The sequence below is a fragment of the Haloechinothrix alba genome (assembly GCF_900188115.1).
GTDB lineage: Bacteria > Actinomycetota > Actinomycetes > Mycobacteriales > Pseudonocardiaceae > Haloechinothrix > Haloechinothrix alba.
In genome coordinates this window covers 37,187-61,143 of sequence record NZ_FZNW01000010.1, presented here as the reverse complement: position 1 = coordinate 61,143, position 23,957 = coordinate 37,187, and the positions used below count along the sequence as shown (strand labels likewise).

Annotated in this window: 22 protein-coding genes; 15 read left to right on the top strand and 7 right to left on the bottom strand. The window is 70.5% G+C overall.

Going from position 1 to position 23,957, the window contains the following annotated elements; genetic code table 11:
- Positions 1 to 15: 15 nt before the first annotated feature.
- Positions 16 to 2,832: a sensor histidine kinase gene (locus CHB84_RS23790; protein WP_089301495.1), complete on the bottom strand. Its 2,817-nt coding sequence runs from the start codon at positions 2,830 to 2,832 to the stop codon at positions 16 to 18.
- Positions 2,833 to 3,185: 353 nt separating this feature from the next.
- Between CHB84_RS23790 and CHB84_RS11150 the strand changes: the two genes are divergently transcribed.
- The 9 genes from CHB84_RS11150 (at position 3,186) to CHB84_RS11110 (ending at position 11,067) form a co-directional block, all read left to right on the top strand.
- On the top strand, positions 3,186 to 4,178 hold the full coding sequence (locus tag CHB84_RS11150; RefSeq protein ID WP_089301494.1) for an ABC transporter substrate-binding protein: 993 nt from the start codon (positions 3,186 to 3,188) through the stop codon (positions 4,176 to 4,178).
- Positions 4,179 to 4,208: 30 nt separating this feature from the next.
- Entirely contained in the window at positions 4,209 to 5,846 is a 1,638-nt protein-coding gene (locus CHB84_RS11145; RefSeq protein WP_089301493.1) for a DNA repair helicase XPB, read from the top strand.
- 197 nt (positions 5,847 to 6,043) lie between these two features.
- Positions 6,044 to 6,655 (top strand): DoxX family membrane protein, encoded by a 612-nt coding sequence (locus CHB84_RS11140; RefSeq protein WP_089301492.1) that lies wholly within the window; start codon positions 6,044 to 6,046, stop codon positions 6,653 to 6,655.
- 250 nt (positions 6,656 to 6,905) lie between these two features.
- Positions 6,906 to 7,796, top strand: a complete 891-nt coding sequence (locus CHB84_RS11135; protein ID WP_089301491.1) for a helix-turn-helix domain-containing protein — start codon at positions 6,906 to 6,908, stop codon at positions 7,794 to 7,796.
- A complete protein-coding gene (locus CHB84_RS11130) occupies positions 7,769 to 8,005 on the top strand; it encodes a DUF397 domain-containing protein (protein ID WP_089301490.1) in 237 nt (78 codons plus the stop codon). The genes CHB84_RS11135 and CHB84_RS11130 overlap by 28 nt, the downstream gene beginning before the upstream one ends.
- A gap of 92 nt (positions 8,006 to 8,097) precedes the next feature.
- Positions 8,098 to 8,994, top strand: a complete 897-nt coding sequence (locus CHB84_RS11125; RefSeq protein WP_089301489.1) for a DUF72 domain-containing protein — start codon at positions 8,098 to 8,100, stop codon at positions 8,992 to 8,994.
- 104 nt (positions 8,995 to 9,098) lie between these two features.
- Entirely contained in the window at positions 9,099 to 10,001 is a 903-nt protein-coding gene (locus CHB84_RS11120) for a hypothetical protein (protein WP_141134645.1), read from the top strand.
- 127 nt (positions 10,002 to 10,128) lie between these two features.
- Positions 10,129 to 10,350, top strand: a complete 222-nt coding sequence (locus tag CHB84_RS11115; RefSeq protein ID WP_089301487.1) for a PspC domain-containing protein — start codon at positions 10,129 to 10,131, stop codon at positions 10,348 to 10,350.
- Positions 10,351 to 10,425: 75 nt separating this feature from the next.
- A complete protein-coding gene (locus CHB84_RS11110; protein WP_089301486.1) occupies positions 10,426 to 11,067 on the top strand; it encodes a DUF5701 family protein in 642 nt (213 codons plus the stop codon).
- An 81-nt stretch (positions 11,068 to 11,148) separates the two neighbouring features.
- Here CHB84_RS11110 and groL read toward each other — a convergent pair whose 3' ends face one another.
- The 3 genes from groL to CHB84_RS11095 form a co-directional block, all read right to left on the bottom strand.
- On the bottom strand, positions 11,149 to 12,786 hold the full coding sequence (groL, locus tag CHB84_RS11105) for a chaperonin GroEL (protein WP_089301485.1): 1,638 nt from the start codon (positions 12,784 to 12,786) through the stop codon (positions 11,149 to 11,151).
- A 396-nt stretch (positions 12,787 to 13,182) separates the two neighbouring features.
- Complete coding sequence (locus CHB84_RS11100; protein ID WP_245818683.1) at positions 13,183 to 14,577, bottom strand: serine/threonine-protein kinase; 1,395 nt, start codon at positions 14,575 to 14,577, stop codon at positions 13,183 to 13,185.
- A gap of 64 nt (positions 14,578 to 14,641) precedes the next feature.
- Positions 14,642 to 15,253, bottom strand: a complete 612-nt coding sequence (locus CHB84_RS11095; protein WP_089301484.1) for an AIM24 family protein — start codon at positions 15,251 to 15,253, stop codon at positions 14,642 to 14,644.
- Positions 15,254 to 15,460: 207 nt separating this feature from the next.
- Between CHB84_RS11095 and moeA the strand changes: the two genes are divergently transcribed.
- From moeA to CHB84_RS11080, 3 genes are all read left to right on the top strand, one after another.
- Positions 15,461 to 16,684 (top strand): molybdopterin molybdotransferase MoeA, encoded by a 1,224-nt coding sequence (moeA, locus tag CHB84_RS11090; RefSeq protein WP_089301619.1) that lies wholly within the window; start codon positions 15,461 to 15,463, stop codon positions 16,682 to 16,684.
- Between the two features lie 125 nt (positions 16,685 to 16,809).
- Complete coding sequence (locus CHB84_RS11085; protein ID WP_089301483.1) at positions 16,810 to 17,559, top strand: phosphatidylserine decarboxylase; 750 nt, start codon at positions 16,810 to 16,812, stop codon at positions 17,557 to 17,559.
- Positions 17,560 to 17,564: 5 nt separating this feature from the next.
- The gene (locus tag CHB84_RS11080) at positions 17,565 to 18,473 is read left to right on the top strand and encodes a CDP-alcohol phosphatidyltransferase family protein (protein WP_089301482.1); all 909 of its coding nucleotides are present in this window, start codon (positions 17,565 to 17,567) and stop codon (positions 18,471 to 18,473) included.
- 111 nt (positions 18,474 to 18,584) lie between these two features.
- Here the strand turns inward: CHB84_RS11080 and CHB84_RS11075 are convergent, their stop codons facing one another.
- Both CHB84_RS11075 and CHB84_RS11070 read right to left on the bottom strand, forming a co-directional pair.
- Positions 18,585 to 19,223, bottom strand: coding sequence for a LytR C-terminal domain-containing protein (locus CHB84_RS11075; protein ID WP_245818682.1), 639 nt, complete (start codon positions 19,221 to 19,223; stop codon positions 18,585 to 18,587).
- Between the two features lie 11 nt (positions 19,224 to 19,234).
- The gene (locus CHB84_RS11070) at positions 19,235 to 19,555 is read right to left on the bottom strand and encodes a DUF3263 domain-containing protein (RefSeq protein ID WP_089301481.1); all 321 of its coding nucleotides are present in this window, start codon (positions 19,553 to 19,555) and stop codon (positions 19,235 to 19,237) included.
- A 208-nt stretch (positions 19,556 to 19,763) separates the two neighbouring features.
- Between CHB84_RS11070 and CHB84_RS11065 the strand changes: the two genes are divergently transcribed.
- Complete coding sequence (locus CHB84_RS11065) at positions 19,764 to 20,333, top strand: peptide deformylase (RefSeq protein WP_089301480.1); 570 nt, start codon at positions 19,764 to 19,766, stop codon at positions 20,331 to 20,333.
- 16 nt (positions 20,334 to 20,349) lie between these two features.
- On the opposite strand, the gene CHB84_RS11060 is transcribed toward CHB84_RS11065, so the two are convergent.
- On the bottom strand, positions 20,350 to 21,201 hold the full coding sequence (locus tag CHB84_RS11060) for a helix-turn-helix domain-containing GNAT family N-acetyltransferase (protein WP_089301617.1): 852 nt from the start codon (positions 21,199 to 21,201) through the stop codon (positions 20,350 to 20,352).
- A gap of 100 nt (positions 21,202 to 21,301) precedes the next feature.
- Between CHB84_RS11060 and CHB84_RS11055 the strand changes: the two genes are divergently transcribed.
- Both CHB84_RS11055 and CHB84_RS11050 read left to right on the top strand, forming a co-directional pair.
- The gene (locus CHB84_RS11055) at positions 21,302 to 22,639 is read left to right on the top strand and encodes an FAD-dependent oxidoreductase (RefSeq protein WP_089301479.1); all 1,338 of its coding nucleotides are present in this window, start codon (positions 21,302 to 21,304) and stop codon (positions 22,637 to 22,639) included.
- Between the two features lie 18 nt (positions 22,640 to 22,657).
- Entirely contained in the window at positions 22,658 to 23,908 is a 1,251-nt protein-coding gene (locus tag CHB84_RS11050) for an MFS transporter (protein ID WP_089301478.1), read from the top strand.
- Positions 23,909 to 23,957 lie beyond the last annotated feature (49 nt).

Here is a 23,957-nt window from a genome sequence, read left to right as displayed (position 1 = left end):
TCATCGCGGGCCAGCCTATTCACCCGAACTGTCTTGTCGAGCCCGCCGCAGGCCGTCCAGCAGGCCCACCATCCGCTGACGAACGGCATCGGGATCGCGGGACACCACCTCGAGCGCGGTGCTGCCGTTCACCCCGGCCGCAGCAGGCTCGCGGCGGTGTTCGGCCAGGTCACGGACGGTTTCCATGGCAGGGGAACCCGCGTAGTCGACCAGCTCAGCGAGGCCGTCCCCGAGGTCGAGCTCGCCCCGGCTCGCCGGGGGTATCGCCGCATCGCCGGAGCCGTCGTCCTCCGTCAAGTTCACCCCAATGGCGGCACTCGCGCGTGTGATGTTCCGGATTGTGGGAGCGTCCAGCCATCCCGCACCAGCGCCGCGCGCGCCGTCATGCCCCGCGCCGTCATGCCCCGCGCCGTCGCGTTCCGCGCCGCCGTGCGCCGGGTCCGGTGACTCCCCCTCTCCTGCGCCCTCGCGCTCCTCGTCGGCGCCCGGCTCCCCCTCCGAGCCGGTCTCCTCCGGCGCGGCACCGCCCGCCTGCTGGTCACCGGCCTCGCCGGGGCGCAGGGCCTCGAACCATCGCGTCAGCAAGTCCTGGTAAGCGGGGAAGCGTTCGGTGGGCTGCTCGTCGTCGAGCGGGTGCGGCTGCACGCCTTCACTGCCGGTAGCCGGGCCATCGCCCACAACAGGGGCCCGTTTCGGCGGTCCGGCCGGTGCCGGCGCAGGGCTGTGCTCACCCCCCACTTCCCCGGGGCGTTCCAGCGCATCCGTCTTGCGCAGGTCCGGCCGCCGCAACGGCCCCACCGAGGAGGAGTCCGACACATCCGCGGGCAGGTCGTTGATCAGTTCGGCAGGCACGAGCAGCGAGGCCGTCAACCCGCCCGACGGGGCGTTGCGCAACCACACCGCGAGGTCGTGCCGCTGGGCGAGGCAGGCGACCACGTACAGGCCCATGCGCCGGGTCGCCTCCACGTCGATCTCGGGGGGGTCGGCCAGCCGCGCGTTCGCCCGATCGATCGCCTCCGGGGACAGACCCGGGCCGTAGTCGGTGATCTCCACCAGCCACTGCCCGCGGTGGTTCATCGAGCTCGCCACGGTCACCGAGGTATCGGGCTCGGAGCTGTTCGTGGCGTTCTCCAGCAGCTCGGATATGATATGCACCACATCGCTGACCGCGTCCCCGCGGATCGCGATCGGCGGCGGGTCCAGCATCCGCACCCGCTGGTACTGGTCGATCTCGGACAGCGCAGCGCCGAGCACCTCGGCGGCAGGCACGGTGCCGGGAAGCATCCGCACGTAGTCGTTCCCGGTCAGCACAAGCAGGTTCTCGCCGATCCTGCGCAGCCGGGCAGCCAGGTGATCCAGCTCGAACAGGTTCGCGAGGTTCTCCGGGTCGCGTTCCTCGGCCTCCATCCTGTCCAGCACGGCAAGCTGGCGCTCGGACAGCTCGCGGCCTGCCTGCGACAGGTTCACGAACATGGCGTTGACGTTCGTCCGCAACGCGGCCTGCTCCGCGGCGAGCCGCACGGCCTCGCCGTGCACGGCGTCGAAGGCCCGCGCGACCTGCCCCAGCTCCTCCCTGCTGTACACCGGGACCGGAGCGACCTCCGTCGACCACTGCGCGCCCGGGTCGTCCCGCATCCCGCGCACCGCGGCGGGCAGCCTGCGTTGCGCCACGTCGAACGCCGTCGTGCGCAGCGTGCGCAGCGGGCGCAGCAGCGACCGGGCGATCACCATCGTGAGGATGGCCGCGAGCAGCAGCAACCCCAGGACGATGGCGCCGTCCCGCACCACGGCGGTACTGGTCCGGCTCGCGAGCTCGTCGGTCCGCTCCTGCATACCGGTCAGCAGCGCGTCCTCGGCCTCCGCGGCCAGGTTGATCGTGTAGGTGGAGGCCGTGTCCCACTCCCCGGCATCGAGGTCGCTGAGGGAACGGTCGCTCTCGGCCCTGGTGAGCACGGCCTCGCTGATGTCGTGGCCGTTGTCCACGATCAGGCCCGTCATGGTGTCCTCGTAGATCTGCTGCTGCTCCCAGCTGGCGAACGTGCGGAAGTCCGCGACGGCAGCATCCCGCTCGGCCCGCGCGCCGAGCAGGTCACGGGTGGACTGCTGGTCGAGCTCGCCCCGGCTGATGCCCTCGGCGATCAGCGCGCGCTCGACCGACATCTTCTCCTTGGCCCGCGCCAGCGTCGACGCCGCCAGGTGCGCGCGCACCAGTTCCGGCTCGCGGATCGTGGCCACGGCCTGCTTCCGGATGGCCATCAGGCTGGTGATCAGCTCGGTGTAGGAACGCCGCACCGCGTCCGGGGGGTACTCCGAGTGCTCCGAGGCGTACCGCAGGCCGGTCAGCACGTTCATGCGCTCGTCGACCTCGTCGAATGCCGCGACCCTGTCTTCGCTGAGGTCGTCGCGTGCCGAGCGGAAGTCGTTGCTGAACGTACCGAGCTGCTCGTCGACCCGCTCCCGCTGCGTGCGCACCTCGTCCAGATCGCCGTCGCGGTCGCGCGCGACATAGCGCACCGTGATGTCACGCTCGCGCTGCAACGTGTGCACCAGCTTCGCCAGCGAGGTCTCCATGCTCACCCGCGTGGTCAGCTGCTCGAGCCGGTCGGCGGACTCTTGCTCGCTCGCCAGCCGCAAGCCGATCAGCGCGACCGCGGTCAGGGTGGGGATGAGCAGGACCGCGAGCAGCTTCGTGCGCAGCGACCAGTTGCGCAGGCGCCACCGGCCGGACTGCCCCGCAGTGGGGACGGGTACCCCGGCCGCATCGGTGCCGTCCCGCCCGCCGCCGGGGTAACCGGCAGCGTCGCCGGAACGACGGCTGCTGCGACGGGCCACACCCGGGTTCCTTTCCACGTCCACACGCTGCGGCGTTGACGGCGCGCTGTTCCTTCGGTCCAGGACGGTACCCAACCGGCCGCCGGCCAGTACGGGCCGAGGACGGTGTCTACCGGCTACCGAAAGACACCAACCGAGGGCCGTGCCTACCGGCTACCCGAGGGTAGCCTTCGGTCGCGAGCCGCGAAAGACGCGCTGCCCCACCGGCGGACCCGCTCCCCGGACACCCGGCGCAGCGAGACACGCGGGACCGTCCGGGCAGGGCGGGCGGGCGTTACAATCCTGGCCGCACGCCGAACGAGCCACGAGGCGGCGTGTGACGAACGCCGGGGAACTCGACGCGGAAGGCACGCATGCCAACACGCGCGGTACAGCGCGCGAGCAGCATCGCACTCGCGCTCGTGCTCGTCCTGTTCAGCGGCGGCTGCACGCTGGTCTCCGGCGAGTCCAGGCAGCGCGCGGATCCGGGGTTGGAGCTGGAGACCCTGCGAGTCGGGGTGTTCGACTCGATCGGCACCGTCCCGCTGCGGTTCGGTGTGGCGCAGGGCATCTTCGCCAAGGAGGGACTCGACATCGAGCTGGTGGAGCACGACGAACGAGCCGGTGTCCTCGAGTCGCTGTCCGCGGGCGAGGTCGATGTCGCCTACGCCTGCAACGTCACCGTGCTCGACCGGGCCGCCGACGGCGCCCCGTACGAGTTCCAGGGCGAGGCCTACATCTCCGGCCCGGAGACGATGGCGTTGGTGACGCTTCCCGGGACCGGCCCGGACGAGCTCGGTGACCTCGACGAGGCGACGATCGCGGTCCGTCCGGAACGTTCGGCGGGGGAGCTGACCACCCGCTCGCGGCTGGAGACCGAAGGGATCGACCCCGGCAGCGTCACGTTCACCGAGCGGCCGTTCGACGACGCCATGCGCGCCCTGAGCACCGGGAAGGCCGACGCCGCGTGGCTGTCCGAGCCGGATATCAGCACCGCCCAGCGGGAGTTCGGGGCGACGCTCCTGGCCGACACCGCGCGCGGCGAGATGCACGAGTTCCCCATGTCCAGCTACGTGGCCGTGCGGGACACCGCAGAGGCCAACCCGAACACGTTCGACCTGTTCCGCAGCCTGCTCCAGCGCTCCCAGGAGCTCGGCAGTGACCCGCCGACGATCCGCGGGCTGCTGCCCGAGTTCACCTCCATCGACGAGACCGACTCGGCACTGGTCGCCCTCGGCAGCTACCCGACCGCGCTGAACGGCCCGCGGCTACAGCGGGTGGCTGATCTCATGCACGACGCCGGGATGCTCGGTCAGCGGCTGGACGTGCTGTCGCTGCTACCCGAGTCCGAGCAGGCGGGATCCTGAGCGAGCCGCGGAGCACGCTATAAAGGGGGTGTGAGTACAGGCCCACTGATCGTGCAGTCGGACAAGACCGTCCTGCTCGAAGTCGACCACCCGCAAGCCGACGACGCGCGGTTGACCATCGCCCCGTACGCCGAGCTGGAACGCGCGCCGGAACACGTGCACACCTACCGGGTGACGCCGCTGGCGCTGTGGAACGCCAGGGCGGCGGGTCACGATGCCGAGCAGGTCGTGGACGCGCTGACCACCTACTCGCGGTTCCCGGTGCCGCAGCCGCTGCTGATCGACATCGTGGACACGATGGGCCGGTACGGCCGGTTGACGCTGAGCAACAGCCCGGTGCACGGGCTCGTGCTCACCACGACCGACCGCGCGGTGTTCGAAGAGGTGCTGCGCAACAAGAAGATCGCACCGATGATCGGGCAGCGCGTCGACGACGACACGGTCACGGTGCACCCGTCCGAGCGGGGGCGGCTCAAGCAGGCACTGCTCAAGATCGGATGGCCCGCCGAGGACCTCGCCGGCTACGTCGACGGGGAGGCACACACGATCGAGCTGGCCGAGAACGGCTGGCAGCTGCGCGAGTACCAGCGCCAGGCCGCGGACGCGTTCTGGGCCGGTGGCTCCGGCGTGGTGGTGCTGCCCTGCGGGGCGGGCAAGACCCTCGTCGGGATCGCGGCGATGGCGCGGGCGCAGGCGACGACGCTGATCCTGGTGACCAACACCGTCGCCGGGCGGCAGTGGAAGCGCGAGCTGGTGGCCAGGACGTCGCTGACCGAGGAGGAGATCGGCGAGTACTCCGGCGAGCGCAAGGAGATCCGGCCGGTCACCATCGCGACCTACCAGGTCGTCACCCGCAAGACCAAGGGCGAGTACAAGCACCTCGAGCTGTTCGACTCCCGCGACTGGGGGTTGATGATCTACGACGAGGTGCACCTGCTTCCTGCTCCGATGTTCCGGATGACCGCGGACCTGCAGTCGCGCAGGAGGCTGGGCCTGACGGCCACGCTGGTGCGCGAGGACGGGCATGAGGGGGACGTGTTCTCGCTGATCGGGCCGAAACGCTACGACGTGCCGTGGCGCGACATCGAGCAGCAGGGCTGGATCGCGCCCGCGGAGTGCATCGAGGTGCGCGGCACGCTCACCGACGAGGAGCGGCTGCACTACGCCACGGCCGAGGCCGAGGAGCGGTACAAGATCTGCTCGACCGCGCGCACCAAGTCGGGAATCGTGAAGTCCATCGTGGACCACCATCCCGACGAGCCCGCGCTGGTGATCGGGGCGTACCTGGAACAGCTCGAGCATCTCGCGAGTACGTTGGACGCACCGATCGTGCAGGGTTCGACCTCGAACAAGGAGCGGGAGAAGCTGTTCGACGCGTTCCGCAACGGCGAGATCAGCACCCTGGTGGTCTCCAAGGTCGCGAACTTCTCCATCGACCTGCCGGAGGCGTCGCTAGCGATCCAGGTCTCCGGTACGTTCGGCTCGCGCCAGGAAGAGGCCCAGCGCCTCGGCAGGCTGCTGCGCCCGAAGGAGGATCGGCGGCAGGCACACTTCTACTCGGTGGTCGCCCGCGACACCATCGACACCGACTACGCGGCCCACCGCCAGCGCTTCCTCGCCGAGCAGGGCTACGCCTACCGCATCCTCGACGCCGAAGCTTTCCAGTAACCCCCGCCCCGACGCTGGGACCTCGACCTGTGCCCCACCGTGTCGGGCGTGCGGGCATGCCGTGTCGGGTGTGTAGGCACGGGGTGTTTCGAGGACGAATGACCCCGGGACAGGGAACCTTGTACCCCAGTGCTCCCCCTGCCTCCCCGCGCAGACTGAAGGCACCATGCCAGTCGCACGAGGACAAGGAGGACATCATGTCCGTGACCCAGGAACCGCGGGTCAACGCAACCATGCAGGTGGCCCCGAAACAAGCGGCCGAGACCGCGTCAGAGCACGGGTCGGTGATGACGACGACGGCCAGCAAGATCGCCGCCGTGCTGCGCATCGCCATGGGACTGGTCTTCCTCTGGGCGTTTCTCGACAAGCTCTTCGGTCTCGGATACGCGACAGCCTCGGAGAGCGCGTGGGTCAATGGCGGTTCACCGACGGAGGGATACCTCAGCGGCGTCGACGTAGGACCCTTCGCTACGACGATGAACTCGCTGGCGGGTGCCGCATGGGCCGACTGGTTGTTCATGACCGGGCTGCTCGGCATCGGTGCCGCGCTGCTCCTCGGCGTGGGCTTGCGTGTCTCGGCGGCAGCGGGAACGGTCATGCTGATGTTGATGTGGTTGGCCGCGTGGCCGTTGGCCCGGTTCACCGAGGCCGGGGAGCTGACGAGGTCGACCAACCCGATCATCGAGGATCACCTCATCTACGCCCTGGTGCTGATCCTGCTGGCAGCCGTCTACGCGGGTAACACGTGGGGACTCGGCCGCAGATGGGCCGGAGTCGGCTTCGTCCGGCACAACCACTGGCTTCGCTGAGCGAAGCCGCCTGCTGGCCGACGTACGCCCGATGCCTCTTCGACGCATCGGGCGTACGGGCATGTCGTGTCTGGCGTGTTGGCATGCCGTGTTGCACGGACGGGCACCGTGTGTTGGGCAGACGGACATCCCGGTTGCGTGACCAGGTGGCACACCGACCTCCGTTGCGGTGACGCTCGCGCGGCGCAGCACATCGGCGACTCCTGCGGGTCTACATTGGCCCGCGAGTACACCGACGGAGGGGCACGAGATGGGCCTGCCTGATTCCACAGCCCGGGCACGCGAGCTGGGCGCCGAGCTGCGCCACGCCCGGGAAACGATCGGCCTCAGTGGCGTCGAGATGGCACGCAGGCTGGGCTGGTCGCACAGCAAGGTCTCGCGCATGGAGAGCGGCCAACGCAGCGCGTCCGAAGTAGACACGGCGATCTACCTGAGCAGCTGCGGCGTGGCACGTGCGGAGCTGGAGCGGCTGCTGGAGCTGGCACGCCAAGCCGACGACGGCTACTGGGTGCGCCCGCACGGTCAGGCCTTACCGGACGAGCTGCGCTCACTGGTGATCCAGGAGAGCACGGCAACATCCATCACCAGCTTCGAGCTCTCCCGGATCAACGGGCTGCTGCAGACCGAGGAGTACGCTCGCGAGATTGTCCGCAACTCCGCCGCCGTTCCCACTGACGGTGTGCAGCTGCGGGTGGAGGCGAGGATGGCGCGACAGAGCCTGCTACGCCGCTACCGCCCGCCCCGACTGCTGTTCTACGTGCACGAGCAGGCGTTGCGGCTGCCGGTGGGTGGAGCACGCGTGATGCACGAGCAACTGCTGCAGCTCGTCTTCGTCACTTCGCTTCCGCACTGCTCCATCCGGGTGGTGCCCACTGCCACCGGCGCGCATCCCGGCCTGTCGGGGCCATTCCGGCTCATGCAGGACGCCGAGCACCGGCCGATGGTGTACGTGGAGAACGAGACCGCCAGCCTTTTTCTGGAGAGCCCGGAGGACGTATCCACCTACCGGAGGATCCTCGCTCGTCTCGCCGAGCTCGCCCTGGATGAGGGACAATCCAGGGCGTGGCTTGCCGAGCTGGCAAGCGAGTACGACCGAGCGGAGGATGGATCGCGATGTCCGCACCCGAGCACACCGGTCTGACCTGGCGTGCGAGCAGTTACAGCGGCGGCAACGGCGCCTGTGTCGAGGTCGCCTGGCGCACCAGCAGCTACAGCGGCGGCAACGGTGACTGCGTCGAGGTGGCCTGGCACCCGGCCACCGTGGCCGTGCGCGACTCCAAGGACCCGGCCGGCGGGCACCTGCACGCGCCCGCCGAGGCGTGGCGCGCCTTCCTGACCGCCCTGAACTAGCGTCTGGCGAGGGAGCCGAAGGTGACCTCGGTTCCTTAGAAGGAGCCAAACGTGACATTCGGCTCCCACCTACGGAAGCGGTAACCAAGGGGGTGATCGCCGTTTCGGAGATCAGGATCGGTACGTCCGGTTGGCAGTATGCCGAGTGGCGACGCGGCAGCTTTTACCCGCAGGGGCTGGTGCAGCGCCGCGAGCTGGAGTACCTGGCCGGGCAGCTCGGCACGGTGGAGATCAACGGCACCTTCTACTCCCTGCAGCGCCCGGAGTCGTTCCGCACCTGGTTCGAGCAGACCCCCGAGGACTTCCTGTTCGCCCTCAAGGGTGGTCGCTTCATCACGCACATGAAGCAGCTCCGCAACGTGGAGTCCGCGCTGGCGAACTACTTCGCCAGCGGCCCCCTGGCACTGGGCGCCAAGCTGGGGCCGATCGTCTGGCAGCTGCCGCCGAGGATGCGTTTCGACGCCGACCGGCTGGCCGGGTTCTTCGACCAGCTGCCGCGCACCACCGGCGAGGCCGCCGAGGTCGCCAAGGGCCACGACGACAAGGTCAAGGGCGAGCCGCACACCTTTGCCGAGGCCGACCGTCCACTGCGGCACGCTCTTGAGGTGCGCCACCCCAGCTTCGCCACGGCCGAGTGCGTCGAGCTGCTGCGCGAGCACGGCATCGGCCTGGTCGTCGCCGACTCGGCCGGGCAGTTCCCCCGCCTGGACGACGTCACAGCCGACTTCGTCTACATCCGGCTGCACGGCGAGCGCGAGCTCTACGCGGGCGGCTACACCGACGAGGCGCTGCGCGAGTGGGCCCGGTTGATCGAGGCGTGGGCCTCGGGCGCGAGCCCCCGCACCGAGCACACCGTGGCAGGCGAGGCCACGGAGCGCCCGCGCGACGTCTACCTGTACTTCGACAACGACGAGGCCGGGTACGCCCCGCACGACGCCACCCGGCTGGCCTCGCTGGTGCACTCCACCCGCGCAACCTCGGGATCGTGAGGCAAAACTGTCGCCACGGCGACCCGAAGTCCACACGGCAGGCCGGTGTCCACAGATCGCGCGCGACGTCCCCCGCATGACCGCCGGGGTGGTTCCCTGCGACCGTGACGTTCCTCCATTCCCAGCTCCTCCATTCCCAGCACGGCGTCGTGACGCTCCGGCAGGCTCTGACGGTTATGTCCCGCGGCGAGGTCCGCGCCCGGGTCCGCTCGGGGCATTGGCAACGACCCCACCGCGGTGTCCTGGTCACGCACAACGGCCCGCTGAGTCCCGAGCAGGAGACGTGGGTCTGCCTGCTGGCGGCACCACCGGGGTCTGCGCTCGCCGGACCCACCGCCGCCGCGATCGACGGCCTGCGCGGGTTCGCCTCGGATACGACGTGGATCGCCATCCCCGCCGAGCAGCGCAAGCTCCGGCGTGCGGGCGTACTGGCGATCCGGACCCGCCACCTGGGGCCCGACGACGTCCATCCCCAACGCACGCCCCGGCGCACGCGCATGGAGCGCAGCGTGCTGGACATGGGCAGCAGGGCGGCCGCGCCGAGCGCAGCCCGCATCCCCGTGCTCGCCGCCGTGCAACAACGCGTCACCACCCCGCACCGGCTGCTCGACGCGCTCACCCGCCTCGGCCACCGGGTCCACCACGCTGTACTCCTCGAGACGATCCACGATGCCGGTGGCGGTGTGCACTCACTGCCCGAGCGGGAGTTCGACCGGCTCACGCGCCGACGCGGCCTCCCGCCGCCGGCACGGCAGCGCGCCGTGCGGCGACCGGGCGGGCATTACTACCTCGACGCCGACTGGGAGGAGTTCGATCTGTCGGTGGAGGTCCACGGCCTCCCGCACCTCGAAGTGTGTAACTGGAACTCCGATCTCGACCGGCACAACGAGCTGACCATCGACGGCAGGCGGCTGCTGCAGTTCACCTCGTACGCCGTCCGCCACCAGGCGTCCCGGGTCGCTGAGCAGGTGGAACGCGGACTCCGGCGCGGTGGGTGGCGACGCTAGCCCCCGCGCCTGTGAGACATCAGGGTCGTCATCACGACCGCGATGCCACACGATCCGGGGGACAACCAGGGCCGATCTCGGGATCTTCCCTGATGCGCACCGGCCCGACGTCGTGGAGCATGGAAGCATGACGAACAACGACTTCAACCCCCAGAATCTCAAGCGCATCCGCCGCAGCAAGAGCAACAGGATGATCGCGGGAGTCTGTGGTGGCATCGCGGACTACTTCGGCATCGAGGCCATCATCGTGCGTATCGTGCTTGTCGCGACAGCGCTGATCGCCCTCGGCGCCCCGCTCGTGCTCTACGCCATCGGCTGGCTGCTGATCCCCGAGGAAGAGACGATCTGAGCGATCCCGGGAACACGATGAGCAGGGCGGTCGTTGAAGCCTGGCGTCCCGTCCCGTCAAGCGGAGAGGCTTCGCATGTCACCAGGCTCTTTCGACCCCGTTGACGAGTTCGACCGCCAGACCCGGACCTTGATCGACAAGGGGTATCCGGCCATGACCGGGCTGAGCGCGCAGGCCCTAGGGGAACTGGTGGACCCACTGCGTGCGCACGTAGTCGACCGCGCCCGAGAGATGCGGCCGCCCACACCCGCACGAGTCCCGTTCGTACTCGTCGTCACGAGGAAGCTGGTCCCCACCCACCGGACGATCACCGTTACCGAGCTCGGCGGCAGGCCCGGGTTCGCCGACTTCGACGACGCGGATCTCGAACGGTTCGAGGCCATCGACGGCGTCGACGTACCGGACCGGGAGGTGTACCTGGTCTTCGACATCGAGCGGGGGCCGGACACCCGCAACGTAGCACCGCGCGATGCCATGCCGATGATCACAGAACGCGGAAGGTCGCCGCTGACCATCGAGGAAGGCATAGCCCTGGTCACCCAGTTCCCCGAGACGCTTGAGAAGAACAACTGCTTCTCCCTGCTGGCATCCCGGTGCGGGGACAAGCGCGTACCGGCCCTGTGGATCAGCAAGAAGGCACCGAAACTCGGATGGTGCTGGAACGGCAACCCGCACACCTGGCTGGGTTCGGCCAGCTGCGCCGGCCGGGCGGGCTGAGGAACGAAACAGAGGGCCGGGCGTGCCTCGCACGCCCGGCCCTCTGCCTGTGTCGCTATTCCGTTCAGGACATCGACGGGATCAGAAGCCCATGCCGCCCATGCCGCCGGTCGGGTCGGCGCCGGCGTCGGCTCCGCCGCCGCCCTTCTCCGGCTTGTCAGCAACGACAGCCTCGGTGGTGAGGAACAGCGCGGCGATCGACGCTGCGTTCTGCAGCGCGGAACGAGTCACCTTCGCCGGGTCGATGACGCCGGCCTCGATGAGGTTCTCGTAGCCGCCGGTCGCGGCGTTGAGGCCGTAGCCCTTGTCCAGGCCCTTGACCTTCTCGACCACGACGCCGCCCTCGAGACCGCTGTTGATGGCGATCTGCTTGAGCGGGCCCTCGACGGCGATCTTCACGATCTTCGCGCCGGTGGCCTCGTCGCCGGTCAGCTTGAGGCTCTCGAACGCATCCTGGGAGGCCTGCAGCAGGGCGACGCCACCACCGGCGACGATGCCCTCCTCGACGGCCGCCTTGGCATTGCGCACGGCGTCCTCGATGCGGTGCTTGCGCTCCTTGAGCTCGACCTCGGTCGCCGCACCCGCCTTGATGACGGCCACGCCGCCTGCCAGCTTGGCCAGCCGCTCCTGCAGCTTCTCGCGGTCGTAGTCGGAGTCGCTGTTCTCGATCTCGGCCCGGATCTGGTTGACCCGGCCCTGGATCTGGTCCGCGTCACCGACACCATCGATGATGGTGGTCTCGTCCTTGGTGATGACCGCCTTGCGCGCACGGCCGAGCAGCGAGATGTCGGCGTTCTCCAGCGTGAGGCCGACGTCCTCGGTGATGACCTGGCCACCGGTCAGGATCGCCATGTCCTGCAGCATCGCCTTGCGGCGGTCACCGAAGCCGGGAGCCTTGACGGCGACCGACTTGAAGGTGCCGCGGATCTTGTTCACCACGAGCGTAGCCAGGGCCTCGCCCTCGACGTCCTCGGCGATGATCAGCAGCGGCTTGTTGGCCTGCATGACCTTCTCGAACAGCGGCAGGCTGTCCTTGACGTTGGAGATCTTGCCGCCGTACAGCAGGATGTAGGGGTCGTCCAGCTCGGCTTCCTGCCGCTCCTGGTCGGTCACGAAGTAACCGGACACGTACCCCTTGTCGAAACGCATACCCTCGGTGAGCTCGAGCTCGAGGCCGAAGGTCTGGCTCTCCTCGACGCTGACGACGCCTTCCTTGCCGACCTTGTCGAGCGCCTCGGCGATGAGCTCACCGATGGTGCGGTCCGCGGCGGAGATCGAGGCGGTCGCAGCGATCTGCTCCTTGGTCTCGACCTCCTGGGCGGACTTGTGCAGCTGCTCGGTGATGGCCTCGACGGCCTGCTCGATCCCGCGCTTCAGCGCGATGGGGTCGGCACCGGCGGCGACGTTGCGCAGCCCTTCCTTGACCAGTGCCTGCGCGAGCAGCGTGGCAGTGGTCGTGCCGTCACCGGCGACGTCGTCCGTCTTCTTGGCGACTTCCTTGACGAGCTCGGCGCCGATCTTCTCCCAAGCGTCCTCGAGCTCGATCTCCTTGGCGATCGAAACACCGTCATTGGTGATGGTCGGCGCGCCCCACTTCTTCTCGAGCACGACGTTGCGGCCCCTCGGGCCGAGCGTCACCTTGACGGTATCGGCGAGGGTGTTGAGGCCGCGCTCGAGCCCGCGGCGGGCGTCCTCGTCGAACGCAATCTGTTTGGCCATTTCGGTGTGGTCCTCCGGTATTGGGCGCCAGGGACGCACCTGTAGGCGTCCATGGCAGTGTCGTCATTCAATGTTCGGGCCGCTCCCCGCGCGCAAGCGCGCGTAACGCGCGTTGGTTGCGGAGCCCCCATCGCCACGTGGACCCGAGAGCCCTCGAGGCGAGCGAGCTGTGAACAGCCCTCACCGGACACGTCCTCGGCCAGGCTCGGTGCCCGCGACGGACGACCGGCCCGGAATCCCGAAGCAGATCCCGAACCAGGCCTCACCGTCCCGACCTTCAACGCAGAACCCGCTTGTCAGCGAGTCCTACCTAGCACTCGACGGTGTCGAGTGCCAATTACGTGTTTAGCACTCTCACAGTGAGAGTGCAAGCTACGCTGGTCAGGATACTAGACGTCACAGCGCGACAATCAGCAGCACGACCACCACGACCACGAGAACCGCGATCACTCCGGCCAGCACCGGAACCAACCAGCGATCACGCCCGCCCGCTCCAGGCCCGTCGAAGGCCGCACCCGCGGCCGGCTCGGGCGGGCGCAGCCGCACCGGATCCCCGAGCGGGGCGGCAGGCGGCTGGGGCCCGGGGCACGGTGGTGCGCCGGAGGGCGGAGCCGGAGGCGGCCCGTACCCGTGTTGCGCCTGCGGAGCGGGGCCGTACGGCTGGCGCCACGCGCCGTAGGGCGGCGGCTGCGCGGCCGGAGGAGCCCCGGCCGGGTGGCCGGCCTGGTGGATCCCTGCCGGCGGGGCGCCCGCCTGCGGCGGCCCAGTAGCTGGCCCAGCGGTCGGCCCAGCGGTCGGCGCAGCAGCAGGCGCAGCGGTCGGCGCAGCAGCAGGCGCGGCAGCAGGCGCAGCAGCGGATCCGCTGGAGCAGGTAGCGGGCACCGCTTCCGGGGACTGCCCCGCGGCACTGCTGCCGGCAGGCGACCCGGTGTCCGTGGCCGGGAGGGCTCGCCGGGCCGCGGCGACGAGCTCGACGCAGCTCCCGTAGCGCCCACCCGGCTGCTTGGCCATCCCCGTCGCGAGCACGGCATCCAGCGCGTGCGGCAGAGCCGACGACCGGCCTCCCGAGACCTCGGTAGCCGCCGGAGGCTCCATCGTGAGGTGTCCCTTGATCACTGTGGGGACGTCTCCCTGGAATGGTGGCCGCCCGGTCAGGCAGGTGAACAGCACACAGGCGAGCGCGTACTGGTCGGTGCGCCCGTCGAGCGGCTCGCCCCGCAGGTGCTCCGGTGCGGCATAGGTCGGCGAGCCCAGGAAGTCGCCTTCCCTGGTGCGGTGCCCCGTCGCGCCCCTGCGGGTCAGCCCGAAGTCCGCGACGTAGACGTGCTCGCGTCCCGACCCGGTCGTGGTGACCAGCGCGTTGGCCGGTTTGACGTCCAGGTGCACCAGGCCCCGCTTGTGCAGGGTGTCCAGCGCGTCGGCGACCTGTTCGAGCAGGTCAAGCGCGTGGCGGGGGTCGAGCGGGCCACCGGCGATCCGGGCTGCGATGTCCGAACCGTCCACCAGCCGCATCGCGATGTAGTGCATCCCGTCGACCTCGCCGAAGTCGTAGATCGGGACGATGTTGGGGTGGTCGATCGCCGAGGTGTTGCGCGCCTCGTCGACGAACCGCTCGCGGAACTCCGCGTCGGCCCCGAGGTGCTCACCGATGACCTTCAGTGCCACCTTCCTGCCGAGACGCACGTCGGTGGCGCGGTACATCACGCTCATCCCGCCCTGACCGAGTACCGCGTTGATCTGGTAGTTGCCCAGCTTGCGCCCTATGAGATCGTCCCCATGCTCGTCCGACACGCATGGCAGCCTAGTCGTTCCGGTCCGGAATGACCGACTGGCGGCCGTTCCACCGCGCTCGGGGTCAGCTCGCCGCCCGGCGCGTCCTTGCCAGCACGGTCCCGGGGCCTGCGACGTCCAGCACCAACCCGTCCCCGGTGCGCAGCGACTGTGGCCCGGCCGGGTCGAGTGCGCGCAACCGGCACTGCACGGCATCGGGATAGCCGAGCAGGTAGGCGGGCGCGATGGTGAAGACCTCGCCCGCCTCCAGCGAGAACGCCTCGACGGGGCCGCCGCTTCCCAGTACGAGTGACCCGTACCCGCTGACGTGCCGCAGGAAGCCCGGTTCCGCGCCGAACAGCTGCCGGAACCCCGACCACAGGGGGTCGTCCCGCATCGTGGCGGGGCTGGCCAGCACCGCGTCCCGTGCCACGCACCAGCCTCCGGTCGTGGGCAGCTCCAGCGCGTACACGTCACCGGGGTGCTGCGGAGCGAGGTCGACCCAGCCGCCCTCGGCGGGCGCGGTAAAGGTGGTGGGTGGGTTCGCGGCTCGCCTGCCTGCCGTGCCGTCGGGCACGACGGACACCCCGAAGCTGGTCGCGACCATCGCCCGCTGCTCGGCCCGGACCGCCTCCCCCGCGGACAGCACCACCCGGGCGACCCCGAACCACGGCGTGTGCCGCGTGTGCACCTCCACCGGATCCTCCCTCGATACCTTCGCCGCTGCGTCCGCCTCTCGGCGCGAAAGCAGTTTCGCATGCGACCGCCGCAACGGGGCGTCGGCACGGATGTTGTGGAGCCGAAGGTGACAGCGGTTCCATCTAGGGAGCCGTACGTGACATTCGGCTCCCACCTGGGCGCGGGGTAGGGTCGCCGCACAGGTATTACGTGAGGGGTGGACACCATGACCGTTTCCGTCGCCGAGCACCAGGCAACGATCCGTGCGCTGGTACCACAGGCGCGGGTGCGCGAGCTCCCGCTGCGGGACTGCCACGGCCTCGTCCTTGCCGAGGATGTCACGGCGGGCGTCCCGCTGCCGCACTTCGACAACTCGGCCATGGACGGCTACGCGGTGCGCGCCGAGGACGTGGCCGCGGCGAGCGCGGAGCATCCCGTCGCACTGCCCGTCGACGAGGACATCCCGGCGGGCCGCACCGACGTCCCCGAACTGCGTCCCGGAACGGCACACCGGATCATGACCGGCGCCCCCGTACCGCCGGGCGCTGACTCCGTGATCCGCGTGGAGGACACCGACGCGGGCACCGCCACGGTGCGCGTGTCCGTCCCGGCCGAGGCCGGCAACAACGTGCGCCGCGCGGGCGAGGACCTGGCCGAGGGCGCTCCCGCGCTGCAGGCAGGCACGGTCCTCGGTGCCGCGCAGCTGGGCCTGGCCGCCGCCATCGGGCGGGATCGCCTCGCCGTGCGGGTGCCCCCGCGGGTGCTGGTGGTCTCCACAGGTACCGAGCTGGTCACCCCACCCGCGACGCGGCTCGACGGCCAGATCTACGAGTCGAACAGCGTGATGCTGGCCGCCTCGCTGCGCGGGCTCGGATGCGAGGTGGACGTGCTACGCGCGGTCGCCGACGACGTCGGCGAGTTCACGGCCGCCCTCGCGGAGCGGGCGAGCGCGGCCGACCTGGTCGTGACCTCAGGGGGCGTGAGCGCGGGCGCTTACGAGGTGGTCAAGGACGCCCTCACCGGCGAGCACATGACCTTCACCAAGGTGGCGATGCAGCCGGGCGGCCCGCAGGGCAGCGGGACGCTCGACGGCGTGCCGATCGTGACCCTGCCAGGCAACCCCGTCAGCGTGCTCGTGTCCTACGAGGTCTTCCTGCGTCCCGCGCTGCTCGCCGCGATAGGGCACCCGCACGTCGACCGCCCCGCTGCCCGCGCCCGCCTGCTCGAGCCCCTGCACTCGCCAGGCGGCAAGCGTCAGTTCCGGCGCGGCTACCACAAACCCACCCCTGCCGCGTCCACAAACGACTCCGCAGGGACCGTCGCGCCGCACGGCGGGCCGGGCTCCCACCTGCTCGCCTCCTTCGCGCAGGCGAACTGTCTGATCGTGGTCGACGAGGACACCACGGAGCTGGCCGAAGGTGACGAGGTCGATGTGCTGCTGCTGAGCTGAGCGCCCGTGCCGTTCCGGACAGCCCGACCCGGCCCGGCACGGCGGTCGAGCCCCGCGCGGGTGCCCCCGCGCTGTGGTCTAGCGTGAGAGCATTCCAGCAGACCTTGCAGATAGAGCGCAGAACGATGAACCCTGATTCGTACACGGGCGACAACACGGTCGCCAGAATCCTGCACCTGGCGAGGGAGTCGGTGCCGCCGGTGCACCCCGCAGGCAGGCCGTTCGTGATCGGTGCCCTCGCCGCGGCGCTGCTGCTGCGCAGGATCGCCGCCCCGCTCGGCACCGCAGGCGTGCTCGCCGCGGGCGCGCTCGCGTGGTTCTTCCGGGAGCCGAACCGCGTGGCGCCTGCGAACCCGCACCTCGCGGTGGCCCCGGCCGACGGCACCGTCGCCGCCGTCGAGGAGGCCACCCCGCCTGCCGAGCTCGGAACCGACCAGCGGCCCCGCACGCGGATCAGCATCTTCCTGTCCGTGCTCGACGTCCACGTGCAGCGGCTCCCCGCCACCGGCACGGTCGAGCGCGTCGCCTACCGCCCTGGCAAGTTCCTCTCGGCCGACCTGGACAAGGCGAGTGAGGTCAACGAGCGCAACGCCCTGCTACTGCGCACAGAGGACGGACAGGAGCTCACCGTGGTGCAGATCGCGGGGCTGGTGGCTCGCCGCATCGTCTGCGACGTCACGGAAGGCGACGCCGGCCGGGTGGGCTCCACCTACGGCCTGATCCGGTTCGGATCCCGCGTCGACATCTACCTCCCGCACGGAAGCCATGTCCTGGTGACAGCGGGGCAGCGTGCCATCGGCGGGGAAACCCCGCTCGCGGCACTCCCGTCGGCACCAGGCGCAGCCCAGCCACCCGAATCGACCGCCGGAAGTTGACCCCCATGACGCGAACCGCCCCCGGCGTTCGCCTCCTCCCGAACGCGATCACCATTCTCGCCCTCTGCGCAGGCCTGTCCTCTGTGCAGTTCGCGTTGCTCGGTAGCTACGACATCGCGATCGTCGGGGTGGTCGTCGCGGCATTGCTGGACAGTCTGGACGGCCGGATCGCCAGGCTGCTCGATGCCACCTCGAAGACCGGGGCGGAGCTGGACTCGCTTTCCGACGCGGTGTCCTTCGGGGTCGCGCCCGCGCTGGTCCTGTTCATCTGGCTCTCCGACGGGCACCGGTTCGGCTGGATCGCCGCGCTGGTGTTCGCGGTGTGCATGATCCTGCGGCTCGCCCGCTTCAACACCCTGCTGGACGACACCGAGCAACCCCCGTACGCCGACGAGTTCTTCGTCGGCGTCCCCGCTCCAGCCGGCGGGCTTCTCGCGTTGCTGCCGGTCGCGCTGACGCTGGAGTTCGGTTCGGGCTGGTGGACACATCCTGTCGCGGTCTGGGGATGGATGATCGCCATCGCGGCGCTGCTGATCAGCAGGCTGCCCACCCTGTCGGTGAAGACGATGCGGGTACCCGCCAAGGCCGTGGCGCCGCTGCTGGTCGGTGTGGGCCTGCTCGCCGCGGCCATCATCCAGTTCCCGCTGGTCGCCCTGTCGGCTGCGTTGCTGCTGTACCTTGCCCACCTGCCGTACGCGGTGTACCGGTACCGGTGGCTGGCCGCGCATCCGGAGGCCTGGGAAGTGCCGGCGAAGGAGCGCCGCGCCATCCGGCGTGGCGGGCGCTCGCACCGCAGGCTGGGACTGCGCAGGCCGGCGCGCCGCGCCGTCGCCGGAGCGGGCCCTCCCGGCACACCTGCCAGGCGGGTACGCGACTGGCGGCGCATCGGGCTGCGTCACCGCTACAAGCAGTAACCGATGCCACCGGCCGGGCCGCGGCCCGGCCGGTGGCATCGGAGCGCACGGCAACGGACCGGTGGCACACCGCGTCACCCGTCGCGGGGCCGTCCGGTACGGCGCTGACCGTCAGTTGTCCTTGCCCGACTCCGCGTAGTCCTTCGTCACGATGACGATCACACCGGGGCTGGAGTCCTTGATCCCGTCGAAGCGCGGTTCGATACGCATGCCGAACTCGAAGCCGATCCTCTCGGCCACGGATTCCTCAGCGGTGCCTTCCCGGAAGTAGACCGTCGAGGCCGGGATCCTGCCGTCCGAGTAGTTGCCGTGGCCGGTGACGTTCCACCCGGCGTCCTGCAGGTCTCCGGCCGCGCGGGTGGCGAGCCCGGAGATGTTGCTGTTGTTGAACACCCGCACCGGTGTCCGCTGCGCTTCCGGGTCCAGGCCCTTGTCACCGGGCCGCGCCGTCCCGTCTCCCGAGCCGTCCCCGTCCGCGGGGTCCTCCTGATCGCCGTCCTCGTCGCCGGGGGTGGTCTCCTCGTCGTCCGGCTCCTCGTCCCCGTCCCCGTCCCCGTCCTCGGCCGGCGTCTCGGTGTCCTCGCCCGGAGTGGCGTCCGGTTCGGACGGCGTCGGTTCCGCGGGTGAGGTCGGCGCCGCCGTGTCGCCGGACGGTTCGTCCGAGCTGATCGCGCTCGCCGTACCGATCACCGTGGCGATCGCCGCGACACCGAGCAGGCCGAACCCGGCGGCGCGCATCGGACGTGACATGCCTGCGATGGTCATGACAGCTCGATCCCCAGCCTCCTCGCGGCACGCGTGCGACGCCGCTCGGCGCGCGCCTTACGCAGCCGCTTGATCAACATCGGGTCCGCGCTCAGCGCCTCCTGCGAGTCGATCAGGCGGTTGAGCACCTGGTAGTACCGTGTGGCCGACATGCCGAAGAGCTCGCGTATCGCGGTTTCCTTGGCTCCCGCGTACTTCCACCACTGCCGTTCGAAAGCGAGGATCTCGTGATCGCGGCGGGACAGTCCCCCACTCGCTTCGCCGGCCGCCGAGGCTGCGGGTTCCTCGCTCCGGAGCGTTGACTCCGCGGCATCCATCTGGCTGCTCGCCTCACAATCGTGTCGGGACCGCACGGCCGTAATGACATCGATGTTATTCCGCCTGCTCCATTAGATCACGGCGAGGTTGGCCTCCGCTGGCATCGCCCGTCGGCGCGTCCCGAACGTGTTACGCCGACGCCGCGAGGTCCCCGCCGGAAGACGGTGCTGCCGCCGCGCACCGCCCCAGCGGTTATCCTGAGTAGCCGTGACCGTGCATCCCATCTGCATCGCAGGCGACCCTGTCCTGCACACCCCGACCCGCCCTGTGGAGACCTTCGACGAGCGGTTGGCCACGCTCGTCGACGACATGTTCAAGACCATGTACGCGGCGTCCGGCGTCGGGTTGGCCGCCAACCAGATCGGCGTCGACCTGCGCGTGTTCGTCTACGACTGCCCGGACGACTCCGGGCAGATGCATTCCGGGGTGGTGGTCAACCCGGTCCTGGAGACCTCGGCGGTGCCGGAGACCATGCCCGACCCCGAGGACGACTGGGAGGGATGCCTGTCCGTGCCCGGCGAGTCCTTCCCCACCGGGCGCGCCGACTGGGCCCGGGTCACCGGCGTGGACACCGCGAACCACCCCGTCGAGGTGGAGGGAACCGGCTTCCTGGCACGGTGCCTGCAGCACGAGACCGACCATCTCGACGGATACCTCTACCTGGACCGGCTCACCGGGCGGTACGCGCGCGAGGCGAAGAAGATGGTCAAACGCAACGGCTGGACCGTGCCCGGTCTGCGCTGGGACCCGTCCGAGGGGGAGTTCGCGTACCGCTGACCGGCCCCCGGCAACGTCAGGCGGTGTCCGGCGAAGTGGCGCTGCGGCGTTCGAGCAGCACGGTGTCGTGCCACACCCCGTCCCGCCGCGCGATGCGCTCGCGAACGCCGACGGTGCGGTACCCCGCGGCGTGGTGCACGGCGATACCGGCGCGGTTGCCGAGGAACAGGGACGTCTCCAGGGTCCACAACCCGGCGGAGTCGGCCTCGGTGACCTGCTTGTGCAGCAGCGCCTTACCCACTCCACGACCCCGGTATCCCTCGGCGACGGCGACCGCCGTCTCGGCGACCCCGGAGTGCCCGGCGCGGCGGTTGACGGGAGCCGCCGCGGTCCAGCCGACCACCTCGCCACCGATCTCGGCGACCCAGCGATGTTCCGGTAGCCACGTCGAGTCGAGTGAGGTCCGGCTGGGCACGGTGGTCTCGAAGGTGGCGACCCCGGTGGCTATCCCCTCGCCGTAGATGCGGCGCACCGCGGGCCAGTCGTGCTGTCCGAGGGCGCGGACGGTGACGTCGGACGGCAGGTCCGCCGGGCAACACGGACGCGGCACCAGCGTCCCCATCACCACATCGGCCGCGTGTGGCAGGCCGCTGCAGCACGCCTGGTTGATCGTGACGATCGTGGCCGTGCCCACCTTCTCGACATGCACGAACCCGACCTCGGCCAGCTTGCGCACGTGATGCGAGCAGGTCGACTGGCTCGTACCCAGGATCTCGACGAGTGAACCCACCGTGATCCCGCGCGGGCTGGTGGCCACTGCGTGCAGCAGCCGAACCCGTACCGGCTCGGCCAGGCAGGCGAACCACTCGGAGTAGGTGGCCGCGTCGGCGGCAGGCAGCACCTGGGCCCTGGGCAGCTCCGTCGTCATACCGCCAAGTGTATCGATTGCCATCGATACTTGCGTCAATCGATCGTCGTCGATAGATTCGAACTCGTTCAATCGATATATCTCGATGAAAGGATCGGATATGACCGAGTTGCCCGTCGTCGTGATCGGCGCGGGGCCCGTGGGGCTCGCCGCCGCAGCCGAGCTCGCCGAGCGCGACATCGACACGCTCGTCCTGGAACGCGGTCACGCTGCAGGCGCGGCCGTCTCCGAGTGGGGGCACATCCGGCTGTTCTCCCGGTGGGCCGACCTGACCTCGCCCGCTGCGCGGACGCTGCTCACCTCCGAGGGCTGGCAGCATCCGGACGGGAACAGCTACCCCACAGGCGCCGACTGGGTCGAGCGGTACCTGCGGCCGCTGGCGGCCGCTCTCGGCTCCCGCGTGCGTCTCGGCACCGAGGTGACCGGCGTGGCACGTACGGGGAGGGACCGCGTCGTCGACTCCGGCCGGGCGGACGAGCCGCTGGCCGTGCACATCCGGGACCGCGACGGCACCGAGACGCGCCTGGAGGCGCGCGCCGTCATCGACGCCTCCGGCACCTGGCAGGCACCGAACCCGCTCGGTGCCGACGGGCTGCCCGCGACCGGTGAGCGGGCGGCCGCCGACCGGATCACCTACCGGGTCCCGGATGTCTCCACGCCCGCCGTGCGGGACCGCTACGCCGGCAAGCACGTGGTGATCGCAGGCAGCGGGCACTCGGCGATGACGGCGTTACTGAGCCTCGACGCCCTCACCGAGCGGCACCCGGACACGCGCGTCACCTGGCTGCTCCGGCGGGACGAGCTCGGCGACACCTTCGGTGGCGGCGAGGACGACCAGCTACCGGCACGGGGCGAGCTGGGCATGCGCGCCCGGTCCGCCGTGAACAGCGGGCGCGTCACCGTCGTGACCGGGTTCCGCACCGAGCATGTCACCAGGGACCGGCATGGCCGCCTGGTGCTGACCTCGACCAGCGGGCGCGAGGTGACGGCCGCCGACGAGGTCATCGCCCTCGCCGGGTTCCGGCCCGACCTGTCCTGGCTGTCCGAGGTGCGGCTGGAGCTGGACCCGGTCCTGCAGGCACCGACGGAGCTCGCCCCGCTGATCGATCCCAACGTGCACTCCTGCGGCACCGTCTACCCGCACGGGGAGCGCGAGCTGTCCCACCCGGAGCCGGGAATGTACGTGGCCGGCATGAAGAGCTACGGGCGAGCACCGACGTTCCTCGCCCTGACCGGCTACGAGCAGGTGCGCAGCATCGCGGCGGCACTGGCAGGGGACCACGCGGCGGCCGAGCGGGTCGAGCTGACGCTGCCGGAAACCGGAGTGTGCAGCGGCTCGGGCGGAGTCGCCGGACCTGCGGACGAGCAGGTCGACACGGCCTGCGGCGTGCCGACCGGTCCCTCGGCTCCCGCGGCACCGGCACGGACCGCGAGCTGACGTCCGGGGTCGCACCGCATGCCGAGTACGTCGACGACACGGGCGAGCACGGCGAGCGTGTCCGGCGCCGGGGCGCACCGGGCGCTCGCCGTGCTGTGCCTGACCGAGGTCACCAGCTGGGGCGTGCTGTTCTACGCCTTCCCGGTGCTCGCGCCCGAGATCGCCGCCGGTACCGGCTGGCCGGCCGCCGCTGTCATGGCGGCGCTGTCGGCAGGCCAGCTGGTGGCGGCCCTGGTCGGTATCCCGGTGGGGCGGTGGCTGGACCGGCACGGACCGCGCCTGCCGATGACGGCGGGGGCGTTGCTCGGTGTCGTCGCCCTGCTCGGCGTGGCCTCCGCACAGAACCTGGTGTGGTTCTTCGCCGCGTGGCTCGTCGCGGGTGTGGCGATGGGCGCGGTGCTCTACCCGCCCGCGTTCGCGGCACTGACCCGCTGGTACGGGCAGCGGCTGGTGTTCGCGCTGACCGTCCTGACGCTGGCGGCGGGGCTGGCGAGCACCGTGTTCGCTCCGCTGACCGCGGCGCTGGCCGGCTGGCTGGGATGGCGCGGCAGCTACCTCGTGCTCGCCGGGATCCTCGCCGTGATCACGATTCCCGGCCACTGGTTCGGCCTCGATCTGCCGTGGCCGCAGCGGCAGGCGAGCGGGCAGCGACAGCCGGGCGGCGATCCGGCGTCGGTGGCACGCGGTCCCGCGTTCATCCTGCTCACCATTGCCCTGAGCATCGCGGCCTTCGCCACCTTCGCCGCGCTGATCAACCTGGTACCCGTGCTGGTCGAGCGTGGCGCGGGCCTGGGGACAGCCGCGACCGCGCTCGGGCTCGGCGGTGCGGGGCAGCTCCTCGGCCGGATCGGGTACGCCCCGTTGACCCGCAGGACCGGCGTGCGCTCCCGCACGGCGCTCATCCTGCTCGCGATCGCCGCCACCACCACCCTCCTCGGCGTGCTCACCCCGGTACCGGCTCTGCTCGCAGCCGCCGTGCTGGCCGGTACGGCACGCGGGGTGTTCACGCTGCTACACGCCACCGCGGTCAGCGATCGCTGGGGCACCGCGCACTACGGCCGCCTTACCGGCCTGCTCTCCGCGCCCGTGACGATCGCGACGGCGCTGGCCCCGTTCGCCGGTTCCGCGCTCGCCACGCTGCTGGGCAGCTACGCGATGAGCTTCCTCGCGCTGGGAGCGATGGCCGCCTTCGCCGGGGCGCTGTCCCTGGCGTCGATCCCACCCGGGGTTGAGCACAGGCGCGACTCGTGGCAGGCTCTGCCCCGATAACCGAAACCACCGCGGGAGCTCGCGCCTTGGCGGGCTGAGAGGGCGGCTG

Bases quoted from the DNA above. Each gene is read 5' to 3' on its own strand.
- CHB84_RS11150 (WP_089301494.1), top strand. From the start codon at position 3,186: ATGCCAACACGCGCGGTACAGCGCGCGAGCAGCATCGCACTCGCGCTC.
- CHB84_RS11140 (WP_089301492.1), top strand. From the start codon at position 6,044: ATGTCCGTGACCCAGGAACCGCGGGTCAACGCAACCATGCAGGTGGCC.
- CHB84_RS11135 (WP_089301491.1), top strand. From the start codon at position 6,906: ATGGGCCTGCCTGATTCCACAGCCCGGGCACGCGAGCTGGGCGCCGAG.
- CHB84_RS11130 (WP_089301490.1), top strand. From the start codon at position 7,769: ATGTCCGCACCCGAGCACACCGGTCTGACCTGGCGTGCGAGCAGTTAC.
- CHB84_RS11115 (WP_089301487.1), top strand. From the start codon at position 10,129: ATGACGAACAACGACTTCAACCCCCAGAATCTCAAGCGCATCCGCCGC.
- CHB84_RS11110 (WP_089301486.1), top strand. From the start codon at position 10,426: ATGTCACCAGGCTCTTTCGACCCCGTTGACGAGTTCGACCGCCAGACC.
- groL (WP_089301485.1), bottom strand. From the start codon at position 12,786: ATGGCCAAACAGATTGCGTTCGACGAGGACGCCCGCCGCGGGCTCGAG.
- moeA (WP_089301619.1), top strand. From the start codon at position 15,461: ATGACCGTTTCCGTCGCCGAGCACCAGGCAACGATCCGTGCGCTGGTA.
- CHB84_RS11085 (WP_089301483.1), top strand. From the start codon at position 16,810: ATGAACCCTGATTCGTACACGGGCGACAACACGGTCGCCAGAATCCTG.
- CHB84_RS11080 (WP_089301482.1), top strand. From the start codon at position 17,565: ATGACGCGAACCGCCCCCGGCGTTCGCCTCCTCCCGAACGCGATCACC.
- CHB84_RS11075 (WP_245818682.1), bottom strand. From the start codon at position 19,223: ATGTCACGTCCGATGCGCGCCGCCGGGTTCGGCCTGCTCGGTGTCGCG.
- CHB84_RS11070 (WP_089301481.1), bottom strand. From the start codon at position 19,555: ATGGATGCCGCGGAGTCAACGCTCCGGAGCGAGGAACCCGCAGCCTCG.
- CHB84_RS11060 (WP_089301617.1), bottom strand. From the start codon at position 21,201: ATGACGACGGAGCTGCCCAGGGCCCAGGTGCTGCCTGCCGCCGACGCG.
- CHB84_RS11055 (WP_089301479.1), top strand. From the start codon at position 21,302: ATGACCGAGTTGCCCGTCGTCGTGATCGGCGCGGGGCCCGTGGGGCTC.
- CHB84_RS11050 (WP_089301478.1), top strand. From the start codon at position 22,658: ATGCCGAGTACGTCGACGACACGGGCGAGCACGGCGAGCGTGTCCGGC.